Genomic DNA, 14,069 nt, shown 5'->3' on the forward strand with positions numbered 1-14,069 from the left:
CTCCTGACGAGTACGCAGCCTCCTGACGAAGAACACGTAAGGGGACGACATGACGGACAACGCCGAGAAGTACGTCGCCGCAATCGACCAGGGCACCACTTCGAGCCGCTGCATCATCTTCGACCAGGACGGCGCGATCGTCGCCGTCGACCAGCGCGAGCACCGCCAGATCTTCCCCAAGCCGGGCTGGGTGGAGCACGACGCCACCGAGATCTGGTCCAAGGTGCAGGCCGTGGTCGCGGGAGCGATCGCCAAGGCCGGGCTGCGCGCCGACCAGCTGAGCGCACTCGGCATCACCAACCAGCGCGAGACGACGGTTCTGTGGGACCGCGCCACCGGCAAGCCCGTCCACAATGCGATCGTCTGGCAGGACACCCGCACGTCGGCGCTCTGCAACGAACTGGGCGGCTCGGACGGCCAGGACCGCTTCCGCGAGCAGACCGGCCTGCCCCTGGCGAGCTACTTCTCCGGGCCCAAGGCGGCCTGGCTGCTCGACAACGTCCCGGGCTTGCGCACGCGCGCCGAGCACGGTGAGATCGCCTTCGGCACCATCGACTCGTGGCTCATCTGGAACCTGACCGGCGGCACGGACGGCGGGCGGCACGTCACCGACGTGACAAACGCCGGGCGCACCATGCTGATGAACCTGGAAACCCTCCAGTGGGACCCGTCCATCCTCTCCGCGATGAACATCCCCGAGGCGGTGCTCCCCGAGATCCGGTCCTCCGCCGAGGTGTACGGCATCGCCGTGGGCCAACTCGGCGGTGTCCCGGTCGCGTCGGCGCTCGGCGATCAGCAGGCGGCGGTCTTCGGACAGGCCTGCTACGACGTCGGCACCGCCAAGAACACCTACGGCACCGGCAGCTTCCTGCTGCTGAACACCGGCAACAGGCCCGTGCCCTCCAAGAACGGACTGCTGACGACCATGGGGTACAAGATCGGCACGGAGGCGCCGGTCTACTGCCTCGAGGGGTCGATCGCGATCACGGGCGCGCTGGTGCAGTGGTTCCGCGACCAGCTGGGCATCATCCGTTCCGCCGACGAGATCGAAACGCTGGCGGCGAGCGTCGAGGACAACGGCGGCGCGTACATCGTGCCCGCCTTCTCGGGCCTGTTCGCCCCCTACTGGCGCTCGGACGCGCGCGGCGTCATCACCGGTCTCACCCGGTACGTCACGAAGGCGCATCTCGCGCGCGCGGTTCTGGAAGCCACGAGCTGGCAGACGCGTGAGGTCGTGGACGCCATGTACCAGGACTCCGGGGTGCAGATCACCACCCTGAAGGTGGACGGTGGCATGACCAAGAACAATCTGCTCATGCAGCACCAGGCGGATGTCCTCGACGTGCCGGTGATCCGGCCGAAGGTGTCCGAGACGACCTGTCTGGGCGCCGCGTACGCGGCCGGGCTCGCGACCGGGGTGTGGAACGACCTCGACGAGCTGAAGTCGCACTGGCGGAAGGACGTCGAATGGACGCCGTCCATGGAGTCCTCGGTGCGCGACGGCGAATACCACAACTGGCGCAAGGCGGTGGAGAAGAGCTTCGGCTGGCACGACGACACCATCGAATGACCTTTCCGCCCGCGCCGGCCGAGTCGGGCGTGGGCGGAGTGCCGCGCGAGACAGGAGTCCACGCGCGCGTACGTCTCGGGTGAAGCACGCGCGCGTGCATGACCGCGGCCCGTACCCCGGTCGGTGGGGGTACGGGCCGCACCTGCCTGTCATGACGGTCGCAAAGCCGCGTGTGCGTCAGGTCGTGACGCTCTCGCGGCGGGCGGCGGTGTACGCCATCGCGTGCTGGACGACGCGGATGAGGACCTCCTTGACGGACTCCCGGTCCCGCGCGTCACAGAGGACGACGGGCACACCAGGGTCGAGGTCGAGGGCCTGGCGGACGACCTCCGCGGGGTAACGGGCGGCTTCCTCGAAGCAGTTGACCCCCACCACGAAGGGTATGGAGCGCCGTTCGAAGTAGTCGACCGCGGCGAAGCAGTCCTCCAGGCGGCGGGTGTCGGCCAGCACGACGGCCCCCAGGGCGCCCGTGGCGAGCTCGTCCCAGAGGAACCAGAAGCGGTCCTGGCCGGGGGTCCCGAACAGGTAGAGCACCAGGTCCTCGCGCAGCGTGATCCGGCCGAAGTCCATGGCGACGGTGGTGGTGTGCTTCCCCTCCACGCCGCTGATGTCGTCGACGGGCCGGCCCGCTTCGGTGAGGAGTTCCTCGGTGCGCAGCGGCTTGATCTCGCTGACCGCGCCGACGAGGGTCGTCTTGCCCACGCCGAAGCCGCCGGCCACAAGGATCTTGAGCGTGACGGGCTCGACCGGAGGCTTGCCGCGCTCAGAACGCCCGAAGATCATCGATCTCTTCTCCTGCTGTGTGGGGGTCGCGCGGCGGTGGGCCGTAGCCCCCGCCGCCGGGGGTTTCGATGACGAGTACGTCGCCGGGGCCGACGTCCGCAGCGTCGCTTCCGCCGAGTTCCGTGACGGTGCCGTCGGCGCGCTCCACCCGGTTGGCGCCGAGAGCACCGGGCCCGCCGCCCGCCATACCGTACGGCGGCACCCTGCGGTGCTGGGAGAGCGTCGAGACGGTCATCGGCTCCAGGAACCGGATACGGCGTACGGCGCCGTCGCCGCCCCGCCAGTGTCCAAGGCCGCCGCTGCCGCGTCGAATCGCGAACTCGTCGAGCAGGACGGGTAGTCGCCACTCCAGGACCTCGGGGTCGGTGAGCCGCGAGTTGGTCATATGGGTCTGTACGACGGAGGCGCCGGGGAAGCCGTCGCCCGCGCCCGATCCGGAGGCCACGGTCTCGTAGTACTGGTGGCGCTCGTTGCCGAAGGTGACGTTGTTCATGGTGCCGGAGCCCTCGGCCTGCACGCCCAGGGCAGCATAGAGGGCGCCGGTGATCGCTTGGGACGTCTCCACGTTGCCGGCGACGACGGCGGCCGGGGGCTCTGGAGCGAGCATCGACCCCGGCGGCACCACGATACGGAGAGGGCGCAGACAGCCGTCGTTGAGCGGGATGTCGTCGTCCACCAGAGTGCGGAAGACATACAGCACCGCGGCGTTGACCACGGCGAAGGGCGCGTTGAAGTTCGTGGTGAGCTGCGCGGACGTCCCCGTGAAGTCGACAGTGGCGGAGCGAGTTTCCCGGTCTGCCGAGACCCGGACACGGATGACCGCCCCTGAGTCGGTCTCGTAGGCGAACTCGCCGTCTTCGAGGGTGTCGATGACGCGGCGCACCGCTTCCTCCGCGTTGTCCTGGACGTGCTTCATGTACGCCTGGACGACATCGAGGCCGAAGTCCTCGATCATACGGCCGACTTCGTCGACGCCCTTCCGGTTGGCCGCGATCTGGGCACGCAGGTCGGCGAGGTTCGTCCCCGGGTTGCGCGAGGGGTAGGGCGGCTCGGTGAGCAGGGCCAGTGTCTCCGCCTCCCGGAAGCGGCCGTTCTCGGCGAGCAGCCAGTTGTCGAAGAGGACGCCCTCCTCGTCGATGGTGCGGCTGTTCGCCGGCATGGACCCCGGGGCGATGCCGCCGATCTCGGCATGATGACCGCGCGAGGCGACATAGAACAGGATGTGCTCACCCTGCGTGTCGAAGACCGGGGTGATCACGGTGACATCGGGGAGGTGGGTGCCGCCGTGGTAGGGATCGTTGACGGCGTAGGTGTCCCCGGCCCTCATGGTGTCACCGCGCCGCCGGACGACCTCCTGCACGCTCGTCCCCATCGAGCCCAGGTGAACCGGGATGTGCGGGGCGTTGGCCACCAGGTTGCCGTCGGGGTCGAACAGGGCGCAGGAGAAGTCCAGGCGCTCCTTGATGTTGACGGACTGGGCGGTCGATTCCAGGCGGGCGCCCATCTGTTCCGCGATCGACATGAAGAGGCTGTTGAAGACCTCGAGCAGAACAGGGTCCGCTTCCGTGCCGAGATCGGAACTCTCCGTGATCGCCACGCGTTCCATGACCAGATGCCCGTCGCCGGTCGTCGCGGCCCGCCAGCCGTGGTCGACGACGGTCGTCGCGCCCGCTTCGGCGATGATCGCGGGTCCGTTCACGGTCTCGCCGGGCGGGAGTTCCTCGCGGCGGTGCAGGGGCACCTCCCGCCAGGTGCCGCCCGTGTGGAGGCTGACGGTCTCCGCGGTGGCGGAGCGGGACGCCGATGCGGCCTCGTAGGGGGCGAGGGCGGAGAGATCGGGGGGTTCGGTGAGACCGGTGGCTTCCACGGAGAGGGCTTCGACGACGACCGGACGGTCGAGGGTGAAGGAGTACGTGGCGCGATGACGTTCTTCGAAGGCGTGGGTCATGGTGTCGGGCTCGGTGAGTTCTACGGCCAGTGCCGTGTCCGTGCCGTCATAGCGGAGCTGGGCTCGGCGGGTGATCCGGATGCGGTGCTCGGGGACGTCCTCGGCGAGGAGTTCGGCGCGGGTGGCGCTCTCCAGGGCGTCGGCGGTCCTGAGAATGCCGGGCATCGAGGACGGTTCGAGGGTCGCCTCGACGGACTGTTCGCGCATGGCCGTCGTATCGGCGAGTCCGATGCCGAGGGCGGACAGGACGCCCGCCATGGGCGGGACCAGGACGGTGCGGATGCCGAGCGAGTCGGCGACCATGCACGCGTGCTGGCCACCGGCGCCGCCGAAGGTGGTCAGCGTGTAGCGGGTGACGTCGTGGCCCTTCTGTACGGAGATCCGCTTGACGGCGTTGGCGATGTCGGCCACGGCGATCTGCAGGTAGCCTTCGGCGACCTGCTCCGGGGTGCGCTCGTCACCGGTACTCTCGCGGATCTCGGTGGCGAGGGCTGTGAACCGGTCGCGGACCAAGGAGCTGTCCAGGGGCTGGTCCCCATCGGGGCCGAACACCTTCGGGAAGTGGGCAGGCTGGATGCGGCCGAGTGCGACGTTGGCGTCGGTGACCGTCAGGGGGCCGCCGTTCCGGTAGCAGGCGGGTCCGGGGTCGGCGCCGGCCGAGCCGGGACCCACACGGTAGCGGGAGCCGTCGAAGTGGAGCACCGAGCCGCCACCCGCGGCGACGGTGTGGATGTCCAGCATGGGGGCGCGCAGCCGGACCCCGGCGATTTGGGTGGTGAAGGTCCGCTCGTACTCTCCGGCGAAGTGGGAGACGTCTGTGGACGTCCCTCCCATGTCGAAGCCGATGACGCGGTCGAAGCCGGCGAGTTGCGACATCCGGGCCATGCCGACGATGCCCCCCGCGGGTCCGGACAGGATGGCGTCCTTGCCGCGGAACTGACCAGCCTCGGCAAGGCCTCCGTTGGACTGCATGAACATCACCCGTACGCCGCGGAGTTCGGCGGCGACGTGCTCGACGTAGCGGCGCAGTACGGGCGACAGGTAGGCGTCGACGACGGCCGTGTCACCGCGCGGCACCAGCTTCATCAGCGGGCTGACCTCGCTGGAGAGGGAGATCTGCGGGAAACCGACGCGGGCCGCCAGCTCGCCCACGGCCTGTTCGTGGGCGGGGTGGAGGTGGCTGTGCATGCAGACCACGGCGACCGCGCGGATCCCGTCGTCGTACGCCTCCTGGAGGCGTACGACGAGCGCGTCCAGGTCGGGGGCGCGCAGGACGGTGCCGTCGGCGGCGATCCGTTCGTCGACCTCGATCACCCGCTCGTGGAGCAGCTCGGGGAGTTCGATCGCGCGGGCGAAGATCCTCGGGCGGTTCTGGTAGGCGATGCGCAGCGCGTCGCGAAAGCCCCGGGTGGTGACGAGGAGGGTGCGCTCGCCCTTGCGTTCCAAGAGGGCGTTGGTCGCGACGGTGGTGCCCATGCGGACGGCGTCGACCGGGGCGCCCGGGGCGTCCCCTTCGCCGCCGAGGAGTTCACGGACGCCCGCGACGGCCGCGTCCGCGTAGCGGGACGGATTGTCGGAGAGCAGCTTGTGTGTGAGCAGCCGCCCGTCCGGACGGCGCGCGACGATGTCCGTGAAGGTACCGCCCCGGTCGACCCAGAACTGCCAGCCTGTCACGTCTGTTCCCCGTTTCCGCCCAGCTCAGAGCGCCCGGAGGCCGCTGATCACGTCGCGCAGAATACTCTCGTCCGGCAGCTCGGCAGGGGGTATGGGACGTGTCACATGGACCATTTCGTCATCCACCAGGTCCCCGATGAGGACCCGTACCACTCCAATGGGCAGATCGAGTTCGGCTGCGAGTTCGGCGACCGACTGGGGAATGTGACGGCAGAGTTCGACGATGTCCACATGTTCCGGGGACAGCGAGTGGTCCGCCTCGGGGTCCTCGGCGTGCTGTTCCGTGACCACCAGCGCGATCAGATCGAGGCGGTGCTGGGCTGCGCTGGTGGTGCGGCCGCGGGTCATGGCGTACGGCCGGACCACCGGTCCCGCCTCGTCGTCGAACCAGTGGCGTCTTCCCTGACCGTCTCCGCTCATGTCATCCCACTACCCGCCCGAAGGCAGATCGGTGCGCGGACCGGCGGCCAGATGTACGCCGACTCGCTTGACGAGGAGCGTCATTTCGTACGCGACCTGGCCCACGTCCGAGTCGGCGTCAGAGAGGACGGCGAGGCAGCTGCCGTCCCCCGCGGCCGTGACGAACAGGAAGGCCTCGTCGAGTTCGACGACGGTCTGACGGACGCTGCCCGCCTCGAAGTGCCGGCCGACGCCCTTGGCGAGGCTGTGGAAGCCGGAGGCCACGGCGGCCAGGTGCTCGCTGTCCTCCCGGGTGAGGTCCTTCGAGGCCCCGGTGGGAAGGCCGTCGCCGGAGAGCACGATCGCCTTGTGAATGCTGGCGACGCGGTCCACCAGTTCGTCGAGAAGCCAGTTCAGCTCACCGGACACATTGCTGGTCGCGATGGGCCCTGCGGCCTTCGGTGCGGTCATCGACCGTCCCCCTTTGTCGTTCGTCGTGCTGAGCCGTCCTGGGCCTGGTCGCCCACGGCGTTCTCGTCGCGGCCGCGCTGCCAGCCCCGCTGGAGCGAGGCCATCCGGCTGCGTACTTCGTCGGCGTCCCGGTCGGCGGGGTCCGCCCCCGTACCGCCGCGGCCGTTGCCGCGCTCGGCGAGCCGCTCCGGTCCGTCCTTCAACTGCGGGGCCAGACTGGCCTGCCGGACGCGCCGGGGCAGCGGGGCCGTGCCCGATTCTGCCTGCCGCGGCGCGGGTTCGCGCCGCGAGGTCGCGTCGTCCGGGCTCGTGGCCGACGCGGTGGTGCGGGTGCGCCGGGGCAGAGCCGGGGCTTCCGGTTGGCCGGGTGCCTCACGGAGGCCGGGCGCTCTGCGAGGTTCGGGTGTCTCATGAAGGCCGGGTCTCTCGGGTGTGCCGAAAGCCCCACGCGGACCGGGAGCACCGGGGCGCTCTGCGCCGTGCCTGGCCGAGGCAGCGGATGGCTCGCCGCGCCGCTTAGGCAGTGGCTTCGCGCCTTCTCGTTCCGTCGTACGGCGTTCCGGGCGATCCACCCTGTCCCTCGGCTCCGGGCCCGACGGGGTGCCGAGGTTCCGCACGGATTCGAGGTCCCGGACCGTTTCGTCGTCCGCCCGGCCGCGCCACGACCTGGTCTGAGTGACAGGTCTCCCGTGGGAGCTGACGAGCTTGGGCGCCCGGCGTAGTGGCGGAGGGACTGGATCGGTGCCCGGACGGTCGTCGTCTTCGGAGGGGGTGGGATCGTCGGTGCTGTCGCTGGCCCGTCGGCGCCGTCCTGCGGGAACCCCTGCGATCGAGCGCCGCGGACGGAACAGTCCCCCGCGTTCGCTGTCGTCGTCGCCGAGGGCGCCGGAGAATCCCGTGAGGGCGTCCAGGTCGACGGGCGCGTCCAGCTCGACGGGGCCGTCCAGGACCGAGGCGGGCAGTCCCGGCAGACGCACCGGCGACTGTGCGAGTGCCGCGTTGCGGCGTTCGTCGGTCTTGCCCTCCTTGGCGGGCAGGGCGCGGTCGAGGCGGAATCCGCTGCCGTTGGTGTCCGGCACGTCGTCGGTGAGCAGGGCGTCAGGCATGAAGACGACCGCGGTGGTGCCGCCGTACGGGGACGGCTGGAGCGAGACGCGAACGTTCTGCCGCTGGGCTAGCCGGCTGACCACGAAGAGGCCGAGCCGGTCGGTGTCGGAGAGTTCGAACTCCGGGGTCTCGGCGAGCCGCAGATTGGCGTCGAGCAGCGCCTCGGCGGCCATGCCGAGTCCGCGGTCGTGGATCTCCAGGGTGAAGCCGTTGGCGACGCGCTCACCGACGACGTGAACGGCCGTGTGCGGGGGCGAGAACACCGTGGCGTTCTCCAGGAGCTCGGCTACGAGATGCGTGAGGTCGGCGACGGCGGGACCCTTGACGGCGACGCGCGGCAGTCGGCGTACCTCGACGCGTTCGTAGTCCTCGACCTCCGCGACGGCCGCGCGGACGATGTCCATGAGCTGGACCGGCTTTCGCCACTGCCGTGACGGTGCCGCGCCCGACAGGATGACGAGGCCCTCGGCGTGGCGGCGCATCCGGGTGGTCAGGTGGTCGAGGCGGAACAGGTCGGCCAGTTCGTCGGTGTCCTCGGTCCTGCGCTCCATCGTGTCGAGGAGGGTGAGTTGTTTGTGGAGCAGTACCTGGCTGCGGCGCGCGAGATTGACGAAGACCTCGGAGACGCCCTCGCGCAGTTCGGACTGCTTGACGGCCGCCTCGACGGCCGCGCGCTGAAGGGTGTTGAGGGCTTGACCGACCTCGCCCATCTCGTTCCTGTCGTACTCCAGGCGGGGCACTTCGGTCTCGACGTCGACCTGTTCACCGGCGGAGAGACGCCGCATGACGCTGGGCAGCCGTACACCGGACGCCTCGTGGGCCTCCAGACGCAGGCGGCGCAGGTCGCGGATGAGGCTCCGGCCGATGCGCACGGACATGACGAGCGAGATCAGCAGGGCGATCAGACCGACCACGCCCGCGACGACAGCCTGGAGGACGACTCCCATGGCCACGGGCCTGACCCGGGCACGGTAATGGTCGCCTGCCCGGTCCTCGAGTTCGCCGAGTTCGGCGAGCACGTGCCCGGCCGCGCCGTCCCAGCTCTTAGAGGTGACGCCGCTCGGCGAGCCGGCCGTGGAAGCGTCGACGGCCTGCTCCGCCGCACGCAGGGGCCCGGTGCCGGCGTTCCGCCAGTAGCGCTCGAAGCGGTCGCGTTCCGAGGCGGGCAGCAACGGCAGGCTGATGTCGTACAGGAGGGTGCGCTGGGCCACGAGGTCGGAGATGTCGCGGAGTTCGTCCCTGGTGATGTGACCGGCGACCAGTGCGGAGCCGAGGAGAGCGTCCTCACGCGAGAGCAGTTCGCGGGCGCGGGACACGTTGACGAGGGCGCGGCCTTCTTTGTCCAGCTCCACATCGTCGACCACGTGCAGGTTGGCCATCAGGACGTAGCAGGGATCGATCAGACGGTTGTAGAGGCCGAGGGCCTGGACACGGTTGACGGTGCCGTTCTCGATGCCGCTGCGCAGCGAGGAGATCCCGTCGACCGCGTCGAGGAGAGAAGCGAGGCGCTCAGCGGTCCCCCCGCTCAGTTCCTTGCGGACGCCCTCGTCCTTGGCGTTCCTGCGGATCTTCGCCACGATGCGGTCCGTGACACCGCGGCTGCGCTTGAGCGCAGCGAGCCCGTCGGACGCGCGGGGATCGGCCAAGTAGACGAGTGTCTGGCGGCGTTCCTGCTGGAGGACTCTGACGGTGTCCTCGGTCGGATAGCCGATCTTCTTCACGATTTCGGAGACGCTGAAGAGCCGGCTTGCCTCACGCCCCGTGAGCACGGTCGCGAAAGCCCAGATCGCGGTCAAGGACACCAGGGGCACGAGGAGCAGCGCCACAATCTTCCGGCGGATGGACTTCCCGCGAAAGCGCATGGCCTCCCCCAGCTCGCCCCCCTCGGCAGGGGGTACACATGTGCGTCAACAAACGGCGTGAGCCTACTACTGACCCGGAGTTAACTCGAAGACCCATCCGGCCGCGGCACCTGCTCGACAGGGAACGAGACATGGGGAGTTGTCCGTTCATTGGGGGAGATTACCTCCCCGAACCCGGCACTTGGGGCCGGATCGCATCGGAGCGGGGGACATCGCCAGTTGGCCGGAATTCTTCACGCGGCGGGAATCTTCGGGGCAGGTCGTTCGTCTTTCTGTACGGGAACCGAGGGCGGAATCGGCCGCAGGCGCCGCATCTCGCGTTCAGGCGGCGTAAAAGAGCGCAAGCCGGGCAGCCACTGGGGAGCGGGGGTCGCAAGACACCCGTGCGAGAGGGCTGCCAGGCGGTGGGGAGTGACAAGTTGATGGGCACGGCGGAGCGGAGCGGAGCACCCACTACAGGGGTTGCTGCACGCGAGGCGGCACAGCTGGCCACCCGGGTACCGGATCACGAGATTCCGGCAGCTGGGCAGGGTCGACCGGACAGGCGGCAGGCCACGACGGGCGGGCCCGGCACGGCGGACCGCCAGGACACCGCGGCGGACAGGGGCGGCCGGGTCGACGAGAAGGACGTCGGCACGGACGGATACGAGGACTATGAAGAGCGGGCGCACTACCGGCCGTTGTGGATCGAGGAACCCGCGCGCAGGCGTCGGCTCCCCGATCCGGTGCGTACGTCGGCCGTGCGCGCGGTGCTCATCATCTCGGTGACGCTGATAGAGGCCGTGGTGGCCTTCCTTTGCACGATGGCGGAGTCCTGGCTGGCCTTCCCGATGGTCCTGAGCAGTGTGGCCAGTACGGTCGTGGCTACATGGGCCGCCCTGGACGTCTGGGTGACACGCCAGGTGTGGAACCAGCGGAACGGCGTGGTGTCGGTGCCGAGCAGCACAGCGCGGGCACTCCGGCGCGAGCGTCGCAAGGCCAGGCGTCAGGCGCGGATCTCGGCACGGGCCCAGGAGCGGATACGCAGGCGGGGCGGGGCCGGGCAGTTGTCGCACCCGTAGCGGAGCGGCAGCCCTACCCGCCTCGGCCCTGGTGCGGACGAGGGAGCACGGCACGTCACGACGAGGCATGAGGAGGCATGAGGAGGCACCGCCCACTCAGTCGGCCGACGCGAGGGAAGAGGACGGGCCTCCGCCTGCCCCACGCGGCTACGGCCGGCGGCCAACGGAGTGACGGCCTCACAGCGCCGCAGGCTCCACCGGGTCCTCGCTGCGCGCCAGTTCACGACGGACGCGCATGAAGGCACGGGTGCGGTCGACCGCGAGCACTCCTGTCGTGCGGCCACCACGCTCGTAGAGGGCGAGGAAGCCGCCCCGTGCCGGTCCGCCGTCGTCGTCGAGGGCGCCCTCGACGATCCGGACTGTGTCCGATTCCTGGCGTCGGCCCGCGAACTGGATCCGCGCACCGTACTGGTCGGACCAGAAGCAGGGCAGGGATCGCACGGTCGCCACGGTGCGTTGGGCGAGCAAGTTGCTCACCGCGACGCGGGGTTGCTCGGTTGCGGAGGTCCAGTGCTCGGTGCGGGTGCCACCGACCCGGGCGACATCACCGACGGCGACGACCTGCGGAAGTCCGGTCACACAGCCGCCGTCGCACAGCACGCCGTCGTTGACGGCGAGCGTCGAACCCGCCAGCCAGCCGGTGTTCGGGGCGGCGCCGATCCCGACTATCACGACATCGGCGGGCAGCGAGCGGCCGTCGGACAGCTTCACTCCGGTGACCGTGCGGGAAGACGGGCCGCCGCTCCCCCGGAACCCTGCGACGCCGGTTCCGGTGACGAGACCGGTGCCAGCGCGCCGGTGCAGTGCGGCGCACACGGCTGCCATGTACGGGCCGAGTTGGGGAACAAGGGGCAGCGGCGCGGTCTCGACGACGGTGACGTCATGACCGAGGGCGGCGCAGGAGGAGGCGGTCTCGGCGCCGATGAAGCCGCCGCCGATGACGACGACGCGGCGCTGTCCCGCGGTGAGTTCCGCACGCAGGGCACGGGCGTCGTCGAGGGTGCGCAGGGTGTGCACACCGACGAGACCGTCACCCGGAAGGCGGCGGGCGGACGCGCCCGTGGCGATGACCACTCCGTCCGTGGAGACGGTGCGGCCGTCGTCCAGGAGGACAGCGCGGTCACGGACGTCGAGGCCGCGGGCACGTACGCCGAGTAGCCACTGGGCGTCGAGTTCGGCGCACTCCTCGGCGTCCGTCAGGGCGAGTCGGTCCTCGTCGGCGCGACCAGTGAGGAAGTCCTTCGAGAGAGGAGGCCGGTCGTAGGGGTGGTGGGGTTCGTCTCCGACGATCACCAGTCGTCCGTCGAAGCCCCGGGCGCGCAGCTCACGGGCGGCGTACAGACCGGAGAGGGAGGCACCGACGACGGTCACGGTCCTCATAGGACCCACCCGACAGCACGGAGGCTCGTGGCACTCACATGACGAACTCGGCTCAAGCAGGCCGCGGGGCGGAGGAACCTCATGCGGCTCCGATGACCCCCTCCGCACACCTGGCCGACGCGGCCCGGTCCGGTGATGGAGGGGAGGGCGGAGCGGGCGGCGTCCATTCCGGCCGGGTGGCCGACGTGGTGTCCGCGGGCAGAGGGCACGGTGATCATGCGGCGGTGCCCTCTTCGGCGGCAAGGTGGACATGGATCATTCCGTCGTCGACGGTGACACGGTGGGTGCGGACGGGGCGGCGTGCGGGAAGGCACGTCGGCAGGCCGGTACGGAGATCGAACGAGGCCGCGTGCAGCGGGCATTCGACAAGACAGCCCTCCAGCCAGCCCTCCGAGAGGGAGGCGTCCTGGTGGGTGCAGGTGTCGTCGATGGCGTACAACTCGCCGTCGGCGTTGAACACGGCGACCGGTGGCGTGGTCCCGACGCGGACGGATTCACCCTCGGGGAGGTCTTCAAGGCGGCAGACGGGAATCATGGGCCCTCCTCTCGGTCCGGACAACTCGTCCGCGACCTCTCAGGTCCAGGTCGTCGGGAACCTTCCGGGTTCCGGACGCTTCGGTAACATGATGTTTCGCATGGCGCACGATGAAGCGCTATGCGCAACAGAATCCGCGCGGGAATCCCGTCACGTCAAGGGCTTCCCGCAGATGCGGCCCGAACGGGGCCGCCAGCTGGAGAGAGCCGATCCATGACGCGCACGCAGAAGCGGGCCGAACGCCCCGAGGAGACCCCCGAGAACCAGAGCGGCAGGGGCGCTGGCAGCGCCGTCCAGTCGGTGGACCGCGCCGTGAGCGTGCTGGAGATCCTCGCCCGGCTCGGCGAAGCCGGCGTCACCGAGATCGCCGAGGAACTGGACGTGCACAAGTCCACCGCGTTCCGGCTGCTCGGCGTTCTGGAGAACCGCGGCCTGGTCACGCAGGCCAAGGACCGCGGCAAGTACTACCTGGGAGCCGCCCTGCTGCGTCTCGCGGGGGCGGCGGCGGTGCGCCTCGACATCTCCCAGGAAGGCGTACCGGTCTGCCGCGAACTCGCCGACGAACTGGGCGAGACCGTCAACATCGCCGTCCTGGACGACGACGCGGCCGTCAACATCATGCAGGCGCGCGGCACCGCGTCGGTCACCGCGCAGAACTGGCTGGGCAGACGCACCCCGCTGCACGCCACATCAAGCGGGAAGGTGCTGCTCGCACACATGCCGCCCACCTTGCGGGAGGGTTTGCTGGCTCGCCCTCTGCCGCGCTTCACGGAGCGCACGATCACCGGGCCGTCCACCCTGCGCGCCGAGCTGGAAGCCGTGACCGAGCAGGGATACGGCATCACGCTCGAGGAACTGGAGCTGGGGCTCGCCGCCGTGGCCGCGCCGGTGCGGGCACACGACGGCAAGGTGATCGCCGCGATCAGTGTGTCGGGACCGGTGTACCGGCTGAACGCGGACCGCCTGCCGGAGCTGTCCAAGCGGACGGTGGCCGCGGGAGCCGAGTTGTCCCGCCGGATGGGCTACGGCTTCTGAGACGGCGGAGGCGGCCGACTCCGACTCCGCCCGCTGCTACCGGTGGCGCCGCGCCGCCGGGCATCGGCACCACCACCGCCACCCCGCCACCGCCTCGACCGACTCGACCACCGCGATCACCGCTCTCCCCAACTGCCCGGCGTCCCTTGAGAGCGCCCTCTTCGTGACGCGGGGCCGGGATCCTCCCGGCCCCGCGTCGTTGTGTGTCCCCCACGTTTCGGGCCTCCCGTTCCTTTTGCCAAGG

The 14,069-nt window shown here is 70.1% G+C and carries 10 protein-coding genes; 3 read left to right on the forward strand and 7 right to left on the reverse strand.

Annotated elements, in window-relative coordinates; genetic code table 11:
- Positions 1-49: 49 nt before the first annotated feature.
- Positions 50-1,570 carry a glycerol kinase GlpK gene (gene glpK / locus ACFYW8_RS17455; protein ID WP_365878712.1) on the forward strand — a complete coding sequence of 507 codons (1,521 nt, stop codon included), beginning with the start codon at positions 50-52 and terminating at the stop codon, positions 1,568-1,570.
- Positions 1,571-1,747: 177 nt separating this feature from the next.
- On the opposite strand, the gene ACFYW8_RS17460 is transcribed toward glpK, so the two are convergent.
- From ACFYW8_RS17460 to ACFYW8_RS17480, 5 genes are read right to left on the reverse strand one after another with little or no spacing between them, the layout of a single operon-like run.
- Positions 1,748-2,353 (reverse strand): ATP/GTP-binding protein, encoded by a 606-nt coding sequence (locus ACFYW8_RS17460; protein ID WP_389075211.1) that lies wholly within the window; start codon positions 2,351-2,353, stop codon positions 1,748-1,750.
- A complete protein-coding gene (locus ACFYW8_RS17465; protein ID WP_389075216.1) occupies positions 2,334-5,975 on the reverse strand; it encodes a hydantoinase B/oxoprolinase family protein in 3,642 nt (1,213 codons plus the stop codon). Before ACFYW8_RS17465 ends, ACFYW8_RS17460 begins: the two co-directional genes overlap by 20 nt.
- Before the next feature lie 24 nt (positions 5,976-5,999).
- A complete protein-coding gene (locus tag ACFYW8_RS17470; RefSeq protein WP_389075220.1) occupies positions 6,000-6,395 on the reverse strand; it encodes a DUF742 domain-containing protein in 396 nt (131 codons plus the stop codon).
- Between the two features lie 9 nt (positions 6,396-6,404).
- Positions 6,405-6,845 (reverse strand): roadblock/LC7 domain-containing protein, encoded by a 441-nt coding sequence (locus tag ACFYW8_RS17475; protein WP_365878720.1) that lies wholly within the window; start codon positions 6,843-6,845, stop codon positions 6,405-6,407.
- Positions 6,842-9,814 carry a nitrate- and nitrite sensing domain-containing protein gene (locus ACFYW8_RS17480; RefSeq protein ID WP_389075227.1) on the reverse strand — a complete coding sequence of 991 codons (2,973 nt, stop codon included), beginning with the start codon at positions 9,812-9,814 and terminating at the stop codon, positions 6,842-6,844. The genes ACFYW8_RS17475 and ACFYW8_RS17480 overlap by 4 nt, the downstream gene beginning before the upstream one ends.
- 422 nt (positions 9,815-10,236) lie before the next feature.
- On the opposite strand from ACFYW8_RS17480, the gene ACFYW8_RS17485 reads away from it, so the two are divergent.
- Positions 10,237-10,875 carry a hypothetical protein gene (locus tag ACFYW8_RS17485; protein ID WP_389075232.1) on the forward strand — a complete coding sequence of 213 codons (639 nt, stop codon included), beginning with the start codon at positions 10,237-10,239 and terminating at the stop codon, positions 10,873-10,875.
- 177 nt (positions 10,876-11,052) lie between these two features.
- Here ACFYW8_RS17485 and ACFYW8_RS17490 read toward each other — a convergent pair whose 3' ends face one another.
- Both ACFYW8_RS17490 and ACFYW8_RS17495 read right to left on the reverse strand, forming a co-directional pair.
- Entirely contained in the window at positions 11,053-12,255 is a 1,203-nt protein-coding gene (locus tag ACFYW8_RS17490; RefSeq protein ID WP_389075236.1) for an NAD(P)/FAD-dependent oxidoreductase, read from the reverse strand.
- 214 nt (positions 12,256-12,469) lie between these two features.
- Positions 12,470-12,790: a bifunctional 3-phenylpropionate/cinnamic acid dioxygenase ferredoxin subunit gene (locus tag ACFYW8_RS17495; protein ID WP_389075241.1), complete on the reverse strand. Its 321-nt coding sequence runs from the start codon at positions 12,788-12,790 to the stop codon at positions 12,470-12,472.
- A 213-nt stretch (positions 12,791-13,003) separates the two neighbouring features.
- Here ACFYW8_RS17495 and ACFYW8_RS17500 point away from each other — a divergent pair, with 213 nt between their 5' ends.
- Positions 13,004-13,825: an IclR family transcriptional regulator gene (locus ACFYW8_RS17500; protein ID WP_389075245.1), complete on the forward strand. Its 822-nt coding sequence runs from the start codon at positions 13,004-13,006 to the stop codon at positions 13,823-13,825.
- Positions 13,826-14,069: the final 244 nt, after the last annotated feature.

The sequence above is a fragment of the Streptomyces sp. NPDC002742 genome (assembly GCF_042888885.1).
GTDB lineage: Bacteria > Actinomycetota > Actinomycetes > Streptomycetales > Streptomycetaceae > Streptomyces.

What these genes read in the sequence shown, in the direction of transcription:
- ACFYW8_RS17490 (WP_389075236.1), bottom strand. Translation starts at nt 12,255, where the DNA reads ATGAGGACCGTGACCGTCGTCGGTGCCTCCCTCTCCGGTCTGTACGCC.
- ACFYW8_RS17480 (WP_389075227.1), bottom strand. Translation starts at nt 9,814, where the DNA reads ATGCGCTTTCGCGGGAAGTCCATCCGCCGGAAGATTGTGGCGCTGCTC.
- ACFYW8_RS17495 (WP_389075241.1), bottom strand. Translation starts at nt 12,790, where the DNA reads ATGATTCCCGTCTGCCGCCTTGAAGACCTCCCCGAGGGTGAATCCGTC.
- ACFYW8_RS17470 (WP_389075220.1), bottom strand. Translation starts at nt 6,395, where the DNA reads ATGAGCGGAGACGGTCAGGGAAGACGCCACTGGTTCGACGACGAGGCG.
- glpK (WP_365878712.1), top strand. Translation starts at nt 50, where the DNA reads ATGACGGACAACGCCGAGAAGTACGTCGCCGCAATCGACCAGGGCACC.
- ACFYW8_RS17475 (WP_365878720.1), bottom strand. Translation starts at nt 6,845, where the DNA reads ATGACCGCACCGAAGGCCGCAGGGCCCATCGCGACCAGCAATGTGTCC.
- ACFYW8_RS17485 (WP_389075232.1), top strand. Translation starts at nt 10,237, where the DNA reads ATGGGCACGGCGGAGCGGAGCGGAGCACCCACTACAGGGGTTGCTGCA.
- ACFYW8_RS17500 (WP_389075245.1), top strand. Translation starts at nt 13,004, where the DNA reads ATGACGCGCACGCAGAAGCGGGCCGAACGCCCCGAGGAGACCCCCGAG.
- ACFYW8_RS17460 (WP_389075211.1), bottom strand. Translation starts at nt 2,353, where the DNA reads ATGATCTTCGGGCGTTCTGAGCGCGGCAAGCCTCCGGTCGAGCCCGTC.